The sequence below is a fragment of the Agrobacterium sp. CMT1 genome, assembly GCF_037203725.1.
In the GTDB taxonomy this organism is placed as follows: Bacteria; Pseudomonadota; Alphaproteobacteria; order Rhizobiales; family Rhizobiaceae; genus Agrobacterium; species Agrobacterium pusense.
The window spans coordinates 958,114-975,767 of sequence record NZ_JBBCAR010000007.1 but is presented as its reverse complement, the minus strand read 5'-3'; the positions used below and the strand labels follow the sequence as shown (position 1 = coordinate 975,767).

Annotated in this window: 14 protein-coding genes and 1 pseudogene; 5 read left to right on the top strand and 10 right to left on the bottom strand. The window is 57.5% G+C overall.

Going from position 1 to position 17,654, the window contains the following annotated elements; translation table 11 throughout:
* Window positions 1–16 precede the first annotated feature (16 nt).
* Both WA845_RS13075 and WA845_RS13070 read right to left on the bottom strand, forming a co-directional pair.
* Complete coding sequence (locus WA845_RS13075; RefSeq protein ID WP_107341146.1) at window positions 17–2,131, bottom strand: family 10 glycosylhydrolase; 2,115 nt, start codon at window positions 2,129–2,131, stop codon at window positions 17–19.
* A gap of 104 nt (window positions 2,132–2,235) precedes the next feature.
* Window positions 2,236–4,164 (bottom strand): ABC transporter substrate-binding protein, encoded by a 1,929-nt coding sequence (locus tag WA845_RS13070; RefSeq protein ID WP_112554265.1) that lies wholly within the window; start codon window positions 4,162–4,164, stop codon window positions 2,236–2,238.
* Window positions 4,165–4,359: 195 nt separating this feature from the next.
* Here WA845_RS13070 and WA845_RS13065 point away from each other — a divergent pair, with 195 nt between their 5' ends.
* Window positions 4,360–5,373, top strand: a complete 1,014-nt coding sequence (locus WA845_RS13065; protein ID WP_107341144.1) for a LacI family DNA-binding transcriptional regulator — start codon at window positions 4,360–4,362, stop codon at window positions 5,371–5,373.
* Between the two features lie 94 nt (window positions 5,374–5,467).
* On the opposite strand, the gene WA845_RS13060 is transcribed toward WA845_RS13065, so the two are convergent.
* From WA845_RS13060 to WA845_RS13035, 6 genes are read right to left on the bottom strand one after another with little or no spacing between them, the layout of a single operon-like run.
* Complete coding sequence (locus WA845_RS13060) at window positions 5,468–6,142, bottom strand: flavin reductase family protein (RefSeq protein WP_162702270.1); 675 nt, start codon at window positions 6,140–6,142, stop codon at window positions 5,468–5,470.
* Window position 6,143: 1 nt separating this feature from the next.
* The gene (locus WA845_RS13055) at window positions 6,144–7,568 is read right to left on the bottom strand and encodes a Xaa-Pro peptidase family protein (RefSeq protein WP_112554263.1); all 1,425 of its coding nucleotides are present in this window, start codon (window positions 7,566–7,568) and stop codon (window positions 6,144–6,146) included.
* Between the two features lie 31 nt (window positions 7,569–7,599).
* Entirely contained in the window at window positions 7,600–8,421 is an 822-nt protein-coding gene (locus tag WA845_RS13050) for an ABC transporter permease (protein ID WP_337322362.1), read from the bottom strand.
* Window positions 8,414–9,241, bottom strand: coding sequence for an ABC transporter permease subunit (locus tag WA845_RS13045; RefSeq protein ID WP_112554261.1), 828 nt, complete (start codon window positions 9,239–9,241; stop codon window positions 8,414–8,416). The genes WA845_RS13050 and WA845_RS13045 overlap by 8 nt, the downstream gene beginning before the upstream one ends.
* 9 nt (window positions 9,242–9,250) lie before the next feature.
* Window positions 9,251–10,291, bottom strand: coding sequence for an extracellular solute-binding protein (locus tag WA845_RS13040; protein WP_112554363.1), 1,041 nt, complete (start codon window positions 10,289–10,291; stop codon window positions 9,251–9,253).
* Between the two features lie 19 nt (window positions 10,292–10,310).
* A complete protein-coding gene (locus tag WA845_RS13035) occupies window positions 10,311–11,426 on the bottom strand; it encodes an ABC transporter ATP-binding protein (RefSeq protein ID WP_376784461.1) in 1,116 nt (371 codons plus the stop codon).
* A gap of 632 nt (window positions 11,427–12,058) precedes the next feature.
* Here WA845_RS13035 and WA845_RS13030 point away from each other — a divergent pair.
* The 4 genes from WA845_RS13030 (at window position 12,059) to WA845_RS13015 (ending at window position 15,989) form a co-directional block, all read left to right on the top strand.
* Window positions 12,059–12,994: an ABC transporter substrate-binding protein gene (locus WA845_RS13030; RefSeq protein ID WP_107341139.1), complete on the top strand. Its 936-nt coding sequence runs from the start codon at window positions 12,059–12,061 to the stop codon at window positions 12,992–12,994.
* Between the two features lie 3 nt (window positions 12,995–12,997).
* On the top strand, window positions 12,998–13,852 hold the full coding sequence (locus WA845_RS13025; protein WP_112554257.1) for an ABC transporter permease subunit: 855 nt from the start codon (window positions 12,998–13,000) through the stop codon (window positions 13,850–13,852).
* A 102-nt stretch (window positions 13,853–13,954) separates the two neighbouring features.
* On the top strand, window positions 13,955–15,085 hold the full coding sequence (locus tag WA845_RS13020; RefSeq protein WP_112554255.1) for a sugar phosphate isomerase/epimerase family protein: 1,131 nt from the start codon (window positions 13,955–13,957) through the stop codon (window positions 15,083–15,085).
* 154 nt (window positions 15,086–15,239) lie between these two features.
* Window positions 15,240–15,989, top strand: a complete 750-nt coding sequence (locus WA845_RS13015) for a GntR family transcriptional regulator (RefSeq protein WP_112416898.1) — start codon at window positions 15,240–15,242, stop codon at window positions 15,987–15,989.
* A 71-nt stretch (window positions 15,990–16,060) separates the two neighbouring features.
* Here the strand turns inward: WA845_RS13015 and WA845_RS13010 are convergent.
* Both WA845_RS13010 and WA845_RS13005 read right to left on the bottom strand, forming a co-directional pair.
* Window positions 16,061–16,368: pseudogene (locus WA845_RS13010) on the bottom strand (DUF4172 domain-containing protein); the annotation flags it as partial.
* Between the two features lie 147 nt (window positions 16,369–16,515).
* Window positions 16,516–17,625 (bottom strand): histidinol-phosphate transaminase, encoded by a 1,110-nt coding sequence (locus WA845_RS13005; RefSeq protein ID WP_112554253.1) that lies wholly within the window; start codon window positions 17,623–17,625, stop codon window positions 16,516–16,518.
* Window positions 17,626–17,654: the final 29 nt, after the last annotated feature.

The window sequence follows — 17,654 nt, the reverse complement described above, 5'->3', positions numbered from 1 at the left end:
CTACACGCTATCCGGCTTATGAATGCCAGGTCAGATGAACCGTCTCGAGGTCCCGGATGGAGGGCACGGTGATTTCTGCACGGTTGCCAACGATCTTGCAGGACGCGGCCTCGCTTTTCACAAGCAGTTTCACCGTGGCAGACGAGCGACCTTTTGGCAGCTCGATCGATAATGTCTGCTCACCGATAGGGTAGACCTCCCGCAAAGGACCTTTCATCATCATCGGGTTGGTAAGGTTGACGAGGAAGATTGCCATCGAGGCCTCGTTTTCGTAAACGGCGATGTCTATGATACCCTTCCCTTCGACCGTCACACGATGGTCTTGGCCAAGAGCCCAGTTCACGGCGTTCGAGATCAGCCTACCATGATCGGGTGCAAGCACTTTCCAGAAGACCTCGCCAATGTTCCATGGGATGTAGACCACACGACCTCCATGGCCGGTCTCACGCGCAATCACCGCAGCGCCGTTCGGGGCTTCGCGTGGGTAGACTTCCTCCATGGGCAGATCCGGAAAATCAGGGACGTAGAGGAAAGGCGTTTCAACGTCCGGATTGGCATCGACGGCAATCAGGTGTGTACCGCCGATAATGCGAGCGGCGCCCTCGTAGCCCTCGTTCACAGGGTGCGGATCGGACAGTGCAACATAGGTGTTCTTGACCGGGCCACGTGGCGTCGATTCCAGCGAGGCACCGAAGACATTTGATAGTCCGAAATTACCGCGCCGCTCGCCGACTTCATTACAGAGCGAGGTTTCATGCGCGGCAACGATCGACCCACCGCGCCGTACATACTGTTCGATGGCCGCGCATTGTCCGTCCGACAGATAGGTGGCATTGGCCAGAATAATGAGCTTGAAGCGATCAAGCGCATCCGGGGTCATGACCTGATCGGATAAAAATTCAAACGGAATGCGCGCTTCCACCAGCGCATGATAAAAGCCGAGATCATTATGTTCGGCGATATGACGTTGCTCCGGTGCCCAGTGCCGCAACGTCGTGGATGGATCAATGATCGCGATTTCGGCAGTTGGCTGCATGCCCTCCAGATATGGCTCAATGTCCGCATGAAGATTAAAGGCTTCTGCAACGGGCTGCACCCAGCGATTGTCAGGAACGCAGGCATTGAATTTGGTGAACCATGGGAAAAGGCCCTGCGCAATGCCGTCGTGAATCCAGAGCTTGATTTCCTCACCGCTCTGGACGGAATCCTTCCATCGGTACTCTTCCTCTGGTCCGATGGAGGTGATGAGGCCAACGGGTCTGTCCCGGAACGTTCCACGAATGCGTTTGCCGTTCCGTCCAGCAGACCAGCCAACCTCCACACCTTGTCGCGCCTGGTGGTCCACGAACAGGATCGGGCAATGTTTCTGTATGAGCGAAAGGTCGAATTCCATCAGTGACGAACCGCTCATATTTGGAATGAAGCTGGCATGGGGACGGATGGATTTGACCGTCTCGTCCCAATAGACCACGAGCTCGGTAAGTATGCGTCTGCGCCACGCCGCCCACGCCTGCCATGCCGGATCCGTCGCATCCGGTCTCATCGGCAAATCAAAACCAGTTTCCTGCCTGAATCGTATGCGATTGTCGTCGCTGTAGGACACGCCATGGCCCTGCCAGCGGTTGGCGAACACGGCATCGACGTCATATTTGGTTACGACTTCGCGAATGACGTCGGTTGTGAAGTCGCGGTTATAACTTCCCAGCGCATCGGTGACGTAGATACCGGGAAATGCCCAGTGCTCACGCGGACTTCCGTCCTGATTGATGGCCACCCATTCGGGATGGGCCAGTGCTGCATCCTCGTGGATCGCATGTGGGTCGACGCGCGCCATGACGTGCATTCCCAACTTGCGCGCGCCTTCCACGATCGTGCCAAACGGATCGGTATCGCCAATGAAGCTGGACACGTAATGCAGGGGGATTTCGCTTGGGTAATAGGCGATATAGCCGCCAGCAGAAAGGCAGACTGCATTCGACTTGGTGCGCTTGAAGACGTCGATCCAGAACTCGGGATCATATTTCGCCGGATCGTCTTCTGCAAAGGTCAATTGGGTCCAGCGAGTGGCGGATTTAAACCAATCCGGAGAACGAACGGCAGCTCCGGAAATAGCGTTTGGTCGATGCAACATGTGTTCTCCAATGACAATATTATGCCGTCACGCCTTTTGCGGGCGACTGAAAAGGTTCGATGTTTCCATCCGGGGTCAGTTGATGCCGGAATGGAACGTTGGGATCAGGCCTTGAAAAAGGTTTCGGGGTTGGCGGGCCCGGGTGTGGGATATCCCCACGAATTCGGCATGGATTTGGGAACGTTCTGCATGTTGTTCTTCACCACGCCGTAACTGTCGCTGGGCAGGCAAACGCCGAAGACGTAAAACTGGTCGGCCGCGATCTCCAGTATTTCGGCCATCAGCTTGCGCTGCACATCCGGGTCCGGCGAGCCCAGCACTCGGTCATAGCGTGACAATGCGTCCTTGACCGGCTGAGGCGGCTCGACCGCACCCTTGGAAGCAGGATCGCGGTACCACAATTGCCAGCCCTTGGCGTAGAGCGCCTCGGTCGTGTTGGGAATGAAATAGCGCGGATCGAGAATAGCCGCGATGCCGCCATTGCCGCCGAAGCGGTGTGCAGTGGCGTCATACTCGATGCCCTGACGCACGCGCACCTCCCAAAGCGAACGGTCCATGCTTCGCATCTGCACGTCCACACCCACCGCGTGAAACATCGGCAGCGCCAGCTGGAAAATGTCAAGGAATGTGGTTCGAGCCTGGTCGATCTCGAATATGACCGTCACACGCTTGCCGTTTTCATCCTGCCGGAAACCCTCACCATCCTTGGTAGGAAGGATCTTGTCGAGCAGCGCGTTGGCGGCGTCGGGGTCGTATTGGGTGAATTGCGTAGCCAGACGTTCGTTATAAAGAGGATCCTCCGCCCGCACGGCCGGTTGGGAGATCGTTCCCTGTCCGATGAAAACTGTATCGATAATCGCCTGCCGGTCCAGCGCCATCGACAGCGCAGCCCTGAAATCCCTGTTACCGTAAAGCTTGCGTTTGGCTTCGTCAGGATGATTGAGATTAAGCTGGAAAACCATCTCGTTGGTTTCGGTCGACGTCAGCGTATATAAGCCAAATTGGCCCTGGTCCTGGGAGTCGTAAAGCACTGCCCGGTTTGCCGGCGTCGCGATATACTGGTCCATCAGATCGATTTCGCCCTGCATCGCCTTCAACAACAACACCTGTGCGTCTGCGACCATCTGGTAGACGATGCGATCAATGTAGGGCAGTTGATTTCCCTCGGTATCGACCTTCCAGTAAAACGGGTTGCGCTCGGCGATCGCACGGTCGGTGCTCTGTCCTGGCGCAACCGCCATCTTCCAGGCGTGGATTACGGGACGTTGGGAGTTCTGGAAGAACTCGTTGTCCACGACGAGGCCCGCTTCGCGCTGAAACAATTGAATCCAGCCAGACGCGCCCTTGGCCTTGGCTTCCTGTTCAGCATTTGGGTTGTACTTGATGTGGAATTGCTTGAGGTAGTGTTTCGGCGCACGGGTGGTCTGATCGTCGTTCGCCCATGCCAGCCGCAGAGGGAAAAGACCGTTGGGCGCGGCGAAAATCACCTTGAACGTTACATCGTCCAACGCCTCGAAGCGGGCCTTTTTTCCGCCCGCACGCAGATGGTTCTGGCCGATGTCGTTAAGGCCCTCGTAATTGAAGATGTCTTCGTACCAGAACATGATGTCCTCGGTAGTGAACGGCTGACCGTCAGACCACTTCATGCCCTTGCGCAATCTGAAGGTGAACTCCGTGGCGTCGGCATTGCTTTCGTAGTGCTCTGCGACATTCGGCACCACACCCGACCAGTCGGGCTTATATCGCAACAGCGGCTCGTAAGCCTGATATCGAAACAACATCGACAGGGACCCACCACCGACGATCGCGCTGTTCCAGTCACCACCATGGGTTCCGACGCGGTCAAGCGGCGTGATGACAAGCGGATTGAGCGGCAGGCGGTCCACAACGGCGGGCAGCTTACCCTCCCCGACCAAGGCGTCCAGCATGGCGGGGTCTTTAACGGTCGTGGTCTGCGCGAACGCTGGCAAAGCGGGTAGTATGACGGCAGCGGTGCTCGCAGCGAGAAACGCGCGGCGATTTAATCCTTGCATTTGTTTTCCTCCTCCAGTCACGCATCGCGGAATTATCTCTCCTCCTCAGGATCGATCCCGCGATTTTTCGGACGGCTGCGGTGCAAAAAAATAGCTTGCATCCCCGAATTTGTTTAGCTTGTATTATGTAATTTGTTAGGTAAAGCGTTATGTTTAATTTATTTCGGCACGAACTCCACGGCGGGAGGATGCGTTATGCGCAAAGTGACATTGCAGGACATCGCCAATCACACCGGCCTGTCAAAATTTGCGGTCTCATGTTCACTTTCAGGAAAAGCAGGAGTCAGTGAGGCGACGCGCAAGCGCGTCGAGGACGCTGCCGCGATGATGGGCTACCAGCGCCCGAAGCCCGCCGACGAGCAACGCGAGATTACTCTGATCTTTCACGATCAGGTCGATAGCGTGAGCTACGAGTTGCGGACGATGCTGCAGGACGGCATGCAGAAGGAGGCGCATCGACTAGGTCAAGCCGTACGGTTGCAGTGGACGCATGACGCCGACAGGGTCGAGGCGATGGTGAAAGATAGCGCAGGTATCATTCTTGTTGGGCCGCACGAAAAAAAGACGCTGGACATTGTCAAAGCGTCGGGCTTGCCTTCGGTTCGACTGGGGTGGGTGCTTCCACTTGAACAGGCCGATCATGTCGGCGGCACGGACCACGAAGCAGGGATAGCGGTCGGCGATTATTTGTTTGGACTCGGGCATCGCGACATCGCTTTCGTGCAGGGGCAGGAAGGCTATCGCGGTCGTATGGAGCGATATCACGGTCTGCGCGAAAGTTTAGAGCAACATGCCGATGCGCGACTGCATGTCCTGCGCTTTGACGAAGATGGAGGCTTTATCCCTGCACTGCAAACTCTTCAAACTGCCGGAATTGCACCAACAGCCCTGTTCTGCGCTCACGATGGGTTGGCGCTCACCGCTGTTTCCGAACTTTTAGCACGTGGCTACCGCATACCAGACGACATGTCCGTTGTCGGATTTGGTGATTTTTCCGCTGCGACCCAAATATCTCCTCCCCTGACGACCATCAGAGTACAAGGCGGGGAGATGGGCGCTACAGCGATGCGGCTATTGTTGGAACGCATTGAGACAAGAGGCCAGCCGGTCGTCGCAAAACGCATTCTTATCGCCTCGACCTTTATCGAGCGACGCTCATCGGGGCCTGCCCCTAGACATTCGAAATGGTTGACTCCCTTCGAGCGATGAAAACAACCCGCTCTTAATTGGAATCGAACCGACGACGGATCAGGCTCTGAGCGATGCAGCTACCAACCGAAAAAGGCGCTGATGATCGAAGATTTTACTCAGCCGCGTCAGTTCCAGAGAGCCTTCGACTCTCCCATTCCTGGGGCGTCAACGTCTTGACGTCGAACTGGTCGCGGGTGCGGGTATAGGTGTGGCCACCCATGCGGCCAACGGCGTCCATCATCTGCTGGTCGATATGCAAGTTGGATGCGTTGACGGCATCGCTGCGCACGAAGACGCCGACGACCTCGCCGAGGATGATCTCGCGGGCAGGCCCCACTTGCAACGTCGTGTGACGACGGCACTCAAGTGCTGCGGGTGCCGCGAGAATGCGTGGGCTAGACACCATCTCACCCGGTACGGTTTCGAGCCCCGCCTCCTCCATCTCGTTGATGCCTGGACCGAATTTGATGGCGCAGATCTCCATCTGGTCCACGAGTGCGTTGTCACAGATATGCACCGTAAATTCACCCGTTTCGCGAATGTTGCGGGCAGTGTCCTTGAAGCGCATGTCTGCGTAATTTTCGACGCCGATCGCAACGATTGCCGGATCATGGGTCAGAACATTGAAGAAGCTGAACGGCCCGGCATTGTGGCGACCGTCTCTGTCTGCGGTTGTTACAAGTGCGATCGGGCGGGGAATGACCGTGCCGATCAGGATCTTGTAGCGTTCGCGCTCTGTGAGCTTGGCGAAATCGAAATGGCTGTGAGCAACGGTCGTATCGGTCATCTCAGGCCTCGGCAGCAATGCGGTGGGTTTCAAGCGGAGTGTGGCGCGACAGGTTTTCAAACCCGTCTTTGGTCACGACATACATGTCACCGACATTGCAGCCGGCGGATAGCGGTTCGAGCCACTGGGTGTGGAGCACAAAGACCATGCCCTCTTCCATCCGATCGTAATTATGGGAGGAGATGTTGAAACTGTTCTGCCCGCCGGCCATGCCGACTGAATGACCGAGGTTGGGGTTATGCGGGCCGTGTGTCGCTGGATAGACATGCATGAGTGAGCGGCCTTGCGCCTCCCAGTCGATATTCTTGACATATTGGCGCGGAATGAGCCTTGCGCCGCCATCATCCATTGGCGCCCAGTTGTAGGGCATGGTGCGGGCTTCCGGCGACGCCAGCATGCCGCGCTCGATCATGGGCTCGAAGGCCGCATTGTTGACATCGCGCATCAAGGCACCCGGCCGGATCAGCATTTCCGCGCGCTTGACACCTTCGGTACAGGCGGCGAGCACCTCTTCCTGGCGCCTGGTGATCTCGCCGATTGCGATCATCCTTGCAGTCTGCGCAGTGTAGCCTCGGTAGGTCACGTTGGAGACATAGAGATTGATCAGGTCTCCCGATCGTACGACGTGCCCGTAAGGCTTGCCGCAATGGGTGCCAAACTCGTTGATGCCGATCTGGTAACCGTCACCGGTTTCGCCACCGAAGGAGAGTTGTGCCTGGGTGAAGGCAGCATAGATCTCGTGGTCGGTCACGCCGGGTTTTGCCACGTGATAGGCCGCCTGCGTGGCGATGCTGACCAGTTGGGCGGCGGCCCGAAACATCTCGATTTCGCGCGGCGAGCGGACCTTTTGCATGCGGTCGAGAATGGCATTGTCGGCAACGAACTTCACGCCTGGCATCAATGCGTCGAGACCTGCCCAGAAAATCAGCGAGGTGCGGTCGCCAATACGGCCGATCTGCGCTTTCGACAGTCCCATTCCTGCCAGCAGTTCGGCACATTTTTCTGCGGTCTTGATGACGCTGTCGCCCGGACGATCTGAATATTCCCGCCCGATGGGGCCAATCTGCCAGATATCCTCGACCAGCACCGGCTCGCCTCCCGGCGGCAGGAGCACGGACTGGGTAAAGAAGGACAAAAGCACCATTGGCTTGTCGACATCCGTCGGAATGATTAGCACGCCTTCCCGCATCCAGTCGCAGATATAGCGCAGATAGTGGTTCGACGTGTGAAACCAGCCCACACCGCCAGTATGAACAATCAGGGCGTCATGTCCGGCCTCCACTGCCTGGCGGCGGATACGCCGCAGACGATCCTCGAATTCCTCGACCGGGAGGGGCAAGGGCGCTGCGAAATCGAAATCCGGCTGAAAGTCGGCGAGCAGCGAGCCGATGCGATAGGCTCCTGTTCTGGTGGCGGTCATGTTCATGGGCTATTCCTTCCAATATTGTTCTTGTTCGTCAGGCCTGTCGCGTAGGCGCCAGCACCCGCCTTGCCACCAGCATCACCACCAGCGTCAGGCTGATCAGCAGGCCCGACATGGCGGCAACGCGCACATCGAGCGATTCCTCAATCAGTGCAAACATCCTGAGCGGCAGCACTGTCGTCTGCGCGTCGGCCAGGAAGAGCGAGACGGAAACATTGTCGAGCGACTGGATGAAGACGAGGAATGCGCCAGCGAGAATGCCGGGTGTCAGCAAGGGCAGGATCACGCGCCTCAGTGTGGTGAACCACGTAGCCCCCATTACCGTCGAAGCTTCTGCCAGCGAAGGATTGATACCCTGCGCGACGACCGAAGCGGCGCGGTACATCAAAGGCCCAAAGACCACCACATGGCCGGCGACAGTCAGCCAGAGCGAAGGCTGCAAGCCAACGAAATTGGCGACGATCAGCGCAGCCAGACCATAAACGAGGCTCGGCAAGACCAGCGGGGCGAGGAGCAACGGCTCGATTGTGTTGACCGACCGACGGTGCAGCCGGGCCATGCCGATCGTGGCGGGCACCGCAAAGAGCAGCGAGCCAAGAACGGCAAGGCCTGCGATCTTCAGCGAGTTGCCGGCGGCAATATGTTCGGTCCCGGAGCGGATAGGATCGAGCAACGCCTCATACCAGCGCAGCGAAAAACCCTCCGGTGGGTATTTGAGCGTCTGTCCTGAAGTAAACGACATGGTGATCGCGATGACGATCGGGGCCACGAGATAGATCAGGCTCAGGCCGCCGAAGCCGAAGACGAATACCTTGTAGAGGATGGCGGGGACCGGGTTTTCGGATTTTCTACGCATGGCCGACGAGCCTCCGGTGACGGGAAATCATGGTCATGGCGACGAGCAGGATGCCGGTTGACATGAGGAGCACGACGGCGATCGCAGACGCCATCGGCCAGTCGAACAGCGTGCCGACCTCGCGGTAGATCAATTGCGGCACATAGACGTTGCGCGCGCCGCCGATCACCGCCTGGGTGACGAAGGAAGCACTGGTGCTGGCAAAGACGAGAATCCAACCGGCCAGAAGTCCAGGCAGCATCATCGGCAACAGGACCGTGACAAGAATGCGCCATGGCCCGGCGCCCGAAACCTGCGCAGCTTCGGTATAGGTGACGGGAATGCTTGACAAAATCGCCACCAGCGGAAGGATGATCAGCGGCAGGTCGATCTGGCACATGGCCATCACAAGCCCAAGTTCCGTCGACATCAGCGTGAAGGGACGGTCAGTCAGCCCAAGCGCCACGAATGGTTCGCTGATCGGGCCCTGCCGTCCGAGAATCACGATCCAGGCAAAGGTGCGAACCACGTTGCTGGTCAACATAGGGATCAGCGTCAGGAAAATGATAATCTGACGCGTGGTCTTGCCGCTGTGCCAGTAGAACAGCGCGATCGGCACACCGAGCAGCGTCGTGGTGACGATGGTCTGCACCCCGAGCTTGGCGGTGTTGACGAGTACGCGATAATTGAACGCATCGCCGAGAAAGCGCGCATAATTGTGCAGGGACAGGCCGTCGGGTCCAATAAAGCTGAACCCGACAAGGACGGCGAGCGGCGTCGCGAAGAACGCCAGCGACAGCAGAAGCATCGGGATAACGTAGGGGAAGCCGCTCGCTTTCATGGTGCTACCTCAACCAGCCACGAGGGCGTCGAACTGGCGGATCCATTCCGGCCGGTTCTTGTTGATGGCAGCCCAGTCCGGATAGACGAGAGAGGCAAGCTGTTCGCGCTTCACATAAGCCTCGATGCCAGGTGTCAGTTCCACTTCCTTGTTCGTCGGGAACATTTCCTGTGGCGGCATCTTCAGCTTGTCTTGGGCGGCCTTCGAAATCGCTGCGTCCATATACGCGTAGGCAGCGTCGACGTTTTTGGCGCCCTTGGTCAGATGAATGTTGACAGGGGCTGCAGGCGAGCCCGTCTCCGGCTGGACGAATTCGGCCTTCAGCCCCATAGCCTTCAGCTTGGCGACGTTGCCGGTCGAGCACATGAAGACTGCAATCTCGCCCTGCTGGAACAGCGTCATCTGGTGGTTCGTGCTGGCCACCACGCCCTTGATCTGTTCCGGGTGTTCCTTGAACAGCTTGAAGACAGCATCCATGTCGGCGGGGCCTGAACCAAAAATCTTGGCGATCTCGGTATAGGCCATGACGCCTGTATTGGAGGCAAAGCCTGTCCACGAGACCAGGCCCTTATAGACCGGGTTTTCAAAAAGATCGCGGTAGCCCTTCGGCGCGGGTACGAGATCGGGATTATAGGCAATGCCGTTGACCTCTACCGTGACGGTCGGGCCATATTCGCCCTGGAAGGCCGGATCGAGCATTCCCCAGTTTTTCAGCTTCGAAGGGTCGATCTTCTCGATGAGGTCGTTCTCGATCGCGATGGCCATCTGACCCGGCGACATGAGAAGCGTGTCGTAGGGCGGGTTGCCGGGGCTTGCCATCACCTTGGCCAGCTGGTCCTGCGCCATTGCCGGGGCGACGGTCAGATCGAAGCCGGCCTCCTTCACGAGGGGCGTCAGCACGGTGCGATAGCCATCCTCCCAATTGCCTGGAAAGGTCGCGGCAACGGCCGTGCCGCCAGCCGCACGGGCGGCGACCGGAAGGGTTCCTGCCACAGCCGCACCGGCGGCAAGCAGTCCGAAACGGCGTCTTGTGATGTTGAAGTCTTGCATCTGTTCACCTCTGTTGTTGTCATTCACGGAATGCTTCCGGTTCGCTCGGAAAGGCGTGACACCTCATGGTGTCTATCTCGGCAAAGAGCTGTGCTCCCGGCTCGGGAATGAAGGTCGAAGGTCCGCGGACCTCCGAGGAACGAAGGTTTGTCCCGTCTTCGAGAAGGAGATCATGGACAAGGGTGGGCCCAAGCGGGACGGATACCGTCAGTCGCGCCGGCAGGGCCGATGCGCTCGAGGTCGCAGACAGACGTACGTCTTCGGGACGGAAAGTGACCGTCACCTTCGAGCCTGTGGTGAAATTCAGGCGGCGGGGGAGAACGAGAGCCTTGCCATTGGCAAGCGTGACCAGGGTTGCCTCGGCATCCAGGCGATCCACCGTTCCATACAGTACATTGGCCTGGCCGATAAACGTATTGACGAACAGCGTTTTCGGCCGGTCATAAACGGCCATCGGGGTGTCGATCTGCTCGACATTGCCCTTGTTCATCAGCACGAGACGACCTGCCAGACTTTGCGCCTCCTCCTGGTCATGCGTGACGATCAGTGTGGTGATGCCCAGCGTCTTCTGCAGATGGAGAAGCTCGACCTGCAGGTCGAAACGGAGCGCCCGGTCCAAGGCACCGAAGGGTTCGTCGAGAAGCAGAAGCGAAGGTCGTCCGGCAATGGCACGGGCCACCGCCACGCGTTGCTGCTGACCACCGGAGAGCTCACGCGGTAGCCGATGACCAAACCCTTTCAACCGTACGAGCGAAAGCATCTCCTCGACCCGTTCACGCCGCTCGGAGCGCCCAACCTTCTGGCATGCCAACGGATAGGCAATGTTCTCGGCGACCGTCAGGTGTGGAAACAGCGCATAGTTCTGGAAAACCATGCCTATACCGCGCGCACGGGCCGAAACATTGGCAAGGTCTTCTCCACCGAGCTGGATCACGCCGCTTTTCGGCTGGATCAGCCCCGCGATGGCCCGCAACACCGTGGATTTGCCGCAGCCGCTCGGTCCGAGGAGTGCGACAATCTCACCAGCGTTCATCTCGAAAGAGATGTCGCTGATCGCGTTCTGTCCACCGTAGCTGTGGGTCAGGCCACGAACGCTGAGCTGCCTGCCTTCTGATGCATTCGAGGCCTGCGACATGAATGTCCCCTTGGTTTGCGCCTGAACAGACGAGGACGTGGCTCTCGTATTCATCAGGCGGAGATGTGGTTGATCGGCAATTTTGAGCTCGCGCTGGTCCATGGGAAAGGAATTGCAAGCTGCGTGCCAACTACGCTTCCAACACCGAACGGAGGGCAGCAATCACATGAATATATGTACTTATTTTTGTTTTAAGTTATTTCGCAACTTCATAATCATGAAAAATCGTAAAATATCTGGAACTCATTAATTGTGCAGCCTTGATAGATGACGGTGATTTGTTGGGCAGAGCTTTGGCTCATGAGCTCTTGAATCGTATCAGTATCGGAGCTTTTTCGACGACCAAGGCACCGTATCCGTTCTTAAAAATCTTAAGATTATAAATATTTTTCAATAGGTTAAATGTTGTTACTGTAAACGAATGATCCGACAACGCCATGCGGGCTATTTTTTCATCACATACTTTCGAATATTCATGCGCAACTTAGTTCGTAGATTAAGTTGATTCTACGGCGTACAAAATAAATCAATAAAAACATATATATAAAAACCATCACCCCGAACTGGCATGCTGATTGCATCACCCAATCTTGAAAATTCACGACAATAGAAATGTGAAGAAGGGGTTCCGCATGCATAGTTTCAAGAAGACCGTCACAGCCGCCCTGGCAGGCATCGCCTTTGCTCTCCTCTCCTCAACCACGCAGGCCGCAGAAGGCACGCCCGTGAAGATGGTGCCTGAGGAGGATGTGGGGAAGCTTCCGGGCATCGCCTTTAATCAGCAACTGTCAGACCGTCTGCCTTCTGAGATCAAGGAAAAGAAGGTGCTGAAGGTTGCGACGGATCTGACGCCGCCAATCAGCTTCCAGGACGAGGCTGGCAAGCTGATTGGTATCGATGCCGATCTAGCGGCGGCGCTAGGCGTCATTCTCGGCATTGATGTGCAGATGACCAATGTCGGCGCGGGCGCAGCCATCGTTCCCGCCGTGCTCTCCAAGCGGTTCGACATCACGCTTTCCGGTATCAACGACGATGTGGAACTGGAAAAGCAGGTCGATGTCATCGACTACATGTATGACGCAACAACCATCATGACGGTCAGGGGCAATCCGCTCGGCATCAAGAACATGGAAGACCTCTGCGGCAAGAAGGTCGCCGTGCCGGTCGGGACCTTCCAGAACAGGCTGGTCGTTGCCGCCTCGGCAAAATGCAAGACCGCGCCCATCGAGATCATGTCCATCCCGAAAATGCCTGACGTCCTGCAGGCCGTGCGAACGGGCCGCGCCGATGCGACCGTCAACGGTTACGCAACGAGCGTCTACACCACCGAGAAGCAGACCGGCAAAGGCGTCGGCCTGCAAGCCTTGCCCGATGTCCGCCTCGCCGTCGGTTATCTTGGCATGCTGGTCTCGAAGGACAATCCACAGCTCCGGGATGCCGTGATCGCCTCGCTCCAACACATGGTCGACAGCGGCGCCTATCGGGCCATCATGGAGAAATGGAGTCTTGGCCCGCTTGCCGTGAAGACCGTCAAGTTCAACGATGCTGCCTCCATGCCGGTGGAATGAGCCATGGCACTCTTTGCTCAACCGATCAGCATGACCATCGTGCCTCCAGTCCGCAGGCCGATACTCTGGAGGCAGGTCGCAACCGGTAGCATTGCGATCCTTGTGCTGGCCCTCATGGTCCTGGCTATCGGGCGCAATCAAAGCGTCCAGTGGAGCGAGATCCCGCGCTACATGATTGACCCCGTCATTCTTGGCGGCGTCGTCCTGACGCTCGAACTGACAGCCGGCGCCATGGTCGCCGGCATCGTCATCGGTTGCCTCGTTGCCATCATGGCGACGAGCCAGAACATCGTTCTCAAGGCGATCGCCGTCGCCTTTGTCTGGTGGTTCCGCGGCGTACCGCTGATCGTCCAGATCTTCTTCTGGTTCAACATCGCGCTCTTCGTCCCCGAGATCGGATTCGGGTCCTGGTCGGTTTCGGTAAACGACATCGTCACACCCGCCTTGGCCGGCTTCCTGGCGCTTGGTCTGCACGAGGCGGCAAACATGAGCGAGATCATTCGGAGTGGCCTGAATGCCGTGGATCGTGGACAGCGCGAAGCCGCATCGTCTCTGGGCCTCAGACCATTGCAGACTCTGCGAACGGTGGTCCTCCCTCAGGCAATGAGGCTGATCATGCCGCCGACCGGAAACCAGGCGATCGGCATGCTGAAGGCAAGTGCCATCGTTTCCGTCATCGGCATGCAGGATTTGTTGACACAGGCGCAGGCCATCTACGCCCGCAACTTCCTCGTCATCGAACTCCTGTGCGTTGCCTCGCTTTGGTATCTCGGGATCACCACGATCGCCTCCATCGGCCAGCACTATCTGGAACGGAAGCTTGCACCAAAAGGCCGCTCGAACAGCGGCAAAAATTGAGCTTCGGGGCGCCAGCGCGCAGTCAATGACGCCAGAAAATCAACCAACCAAGGGATCGCCACTGCAGCGCATCCCATCAGGAAACATCAAGGAGAGACCATTATGAGACTGGGTATCGATAGCCAGAAGCTTCCCGAGTTCGTGAAACGCGGATCGCTCGCAAGCCTTGACCTTGTCAAGGAGCTTGGCCTTGCGGGCCTGTTCTTCCCGACAGTTCTCGACATGAGCCCGACGCTCGACAAGGGAGTCCTTCGCGACATCCGCGAGAAAGCCGATGAACTGGGGCTCTACCTCGAAAGTGGCGTCGGCAAGATCAATCCCTATTGCAGTGCCGAGGCTCCGGAGTTCCGTGCGATCGGCGATGGCGACGTCATTCTGGGCTTTACCCGCATGATCGAGGCAAGCGCCTCCATCGGCTGCCGCGAACTATGGATCTCGCCGGGCAATTTCAAATCGGAGTATCGTGGCAGGCTGGCAAACGACCGCTTTCGCACCGACGTCACCTGGAACGAGCAGTTGCTGGCCATCGAGAAGGTCCTGCTGAAACTTGCTCCCGTAGCGCGCGCCAATGGTGTCCATCTCAATATGGAAACCCATGACGAGATTACGTCCTTCGAAATCCTCAGGCTGATCGAAAAGGTCGGTGAGGATTGCATGGGCGTTGTCTTCGACACGGCCAACGGCCTGCAGCGCGGGGAACATCCGGTTTACGCCACAAGACGCGTCGCGCCATACGTTCGCCAGACCCATATCAAAGACGCCTATGTGGGCCGCGCTCCGGGCGGCCTCGATTTCCAGACCCGTCCCGTCGGTCACGGGATCGTGGATTTTGCCGCGATCGTTCCAATCCTGGCCGCGGCGAACCCGGATCTTAATCTCTCATTGGAAGTTGCCGCCACGGTCGAAGACAAGCCGCGCAAGGCCAATCCACGTCAGTGCATCGAGATTGACGACCCTGCGTGGCGCGCTGCGCACCCGGACCTCGATGCCGAAGAGCTCGACGCCTATCTCTCGCTCATCAGCGCTTTTGAAAAGCGTGTTGCTGCTGGCGAGATCCCGGATTGGGAGACCTATGAGGCGATCAACTACGGCTACCCGTCCTATGCAAAGCAGGCCTATGGCTTCGACGCGGCCATCGTCTTCATTCGCAATTCGGCCAGGCATATCGAGACCATCTGCGCCGATAATGGCATCGATCTTTCCCCATCCGTGGCAAAACGGCAGGCAGCCTGATTTCGAACCACGCGATGACGGTAGAGATCTCTGCCGTCATCGTGCAAGACCCAAGATCAAGTGGATTTCCAGCGCGTATCAATGTACGCAACAATATGTGTATGGATGTAATCAGATCGAGCGACCGACCGCTCGAATGCATGCGGAGCAGGACATGAAGAAGACCCGTCGGCAGACCCCGCGATCTGCCCCCAAGGCGCCGAGCACCGCCGAAGCGGCAGAAAATGCCAATGACGACGTCTCCGAGCGCATTCGCACGACGCTTGCCACTGCCATCGGCGAAGGCGCTCTGAAACCCGGCACAAAGATCCTCGAAGATGCCATTGCCGACCATTTCGGCGTCAGCCGCACCGTGGTTCGTGGCGCGCTCGGCGTGCTGGAAAGCGATCATCTGCTGGAACGCAAGCGCAACCGCGGCACTTTCGTCGCAGAACCGGGCATCGAAGAAGCCAAGGCTCTATTCGAGGCACGCCGCAAGATCGAACACGCGATCCTCGACCTTGTGATGGCCCGCGCCACCAGCGAACAACTCGATGCACTGGAAAAACTGACCGATGAGGAAGAGCATATTCACCATCACGGCGACGAAAAGTCGAAGACGGTGCTTTCCGGGAAATTCCATATCGTCCTGGCGGAGCTTGGCGGAAATGCCGTCATGACCGAAATGCTCTCCAAGATCGTCGCGCGCCTGTCCCTCGTCATGGCGCTCTATGAAGAAGACAAGAAGGACGACTGCGGTGCCGACCACCACCGCATGATCGTCACTGCGCTGAAGGCGAAAGACCTGGCGAAGGCACAGCAGTTGATGGACCATCACCTCGCCGATATCGAGGGGCGGGTAAGGCTGACCGAAGGCCAAGGCGATCGCCATACCTTCCTGGCGGTGCTGGAGAGCTTTTCCTGACCAGCTTTTGCTTTTTAGCGGAATCGAACAATCATTATCACATTGGTGGAGTTCATTAGACTAGCAGCAATTTATTTCTGCAATGACAGCCAGTACCGGGTATGTCGACGTTCACCCGTACGCGTCAGTGCACAGGTCTTAACGAGCTGCTGAAGGTCACGTGTTGCTGTAGCGCGGGATGTGTCTGTGATCGAAATGTAGTTTTCGGCACTTAGCCCCCCCCCTTGAAGCCTGCCGTACCTTCCTTGAAGATGCGGGCGACTACTTTTTCCTGTCGCTCGTTCAACTGACCTCGAAAACGATCATAGAACTTTGCTTTCTGAATGAAGAAATCTACCCGCTCAAGCGTCGCCCGCTGAGCGTCGAGGATCGTTTCTGAACAGGGCCTATTGCGCCCGCTAGGCGGATGTTGGCCTGGCGGCGCTAAGAACGGTCGAAAAGAGGTCACATGGTAGCAGCCGAAAGGCGTCGTCGAGAGGACTACTTGCTCAACAAACTAAGATCGACGGCCTACGAAGTACCAAGCTTAACCTACCATGATTTGGTTGAAGGCACGGAGGAAGTGATCATTCTCCTCGCGAGAGCCGATGCTGACACGAATGAAGGTGTCGAAGCCCATTTGTTTCCATGGTTTCACGATGACACCAAGGCGGAGCAGATTTTCCGCCGCATGCACAGCGCTGACCCCGACATCGATGAAGAGGAAATTGCATTTCGACGGCGCCATCCGGTAACCCAACGATTTGATTTCGCCTGCGATACGCGCACGCTCCACAAGAGCCAGTTCGACGGATTTCCGCAGATGCGCATCATCGTTGAGAGCGGCAACGGCCGAAGCCTGAGCAATGGCGTTGGTGTTGAAGGGCGTTCGGGCGCGGTTGAGAAAATTGCAGAGCTCGCCGCTACTGACGACGCCATAACCGATGCGTAGACCCGCAAGGCCGAAGGCTTTGGAGAACGTTCGTAGGACTACCCAGTTCACCTTGGCATCCCGCAGCATATCGGCGGCCGAGGGATAGTCCTCGCCCGCCGCATATTCTGCATAGGCCTCGTCAACGACGACCATTGTATCCTTGTCGAGCGCAGCGATTACCTTTTCGAGTTCAGCAGGCGTCAGCCATGAACCCACGGGGTTCATCGGGTTCGAGAAAATCAGCATGCGCGGCTTGCGCGCAATAGCCACCAGCAACGCATCGATATCGATCGTTAAATCTGACTTCACAGTCACACGTTCGATCACACCGCCCATCAGCGTGGTGTAGTCTTCATGCAGCGGGAAAGAAGGATAGAGCGTAGCAACCGTATCGCCCTGACGAACAACGGAGCGGCAGATAACGGCAATGAGGTCTTCCGAGCCATTGCCAAGGATTACCTGACTGTCATCCACGCCAAACCGGGCGGCAAGCTGGCTGCACAAGGCCCGCCCCTGCGGATCGGGATAGAGACGTGCCAGTTCGCCGATATCGGGAAAAAGGTGACGCAGCGCAGGTGATGGCCCGAGCGGGTTCTCGTTGGAGCCCAGCTTCGCGATGGCGGCAACGTCGTATTTTGCCCGCACTTCTTCAATCGTCAGACCTGCATTGTAAGGGGCAATCGCGCGGATTTCGTCGCGGATGGGGCTTGAAGGCTTTTCCATTTTGCAGTCTCCATGAGATGCGGATGGGC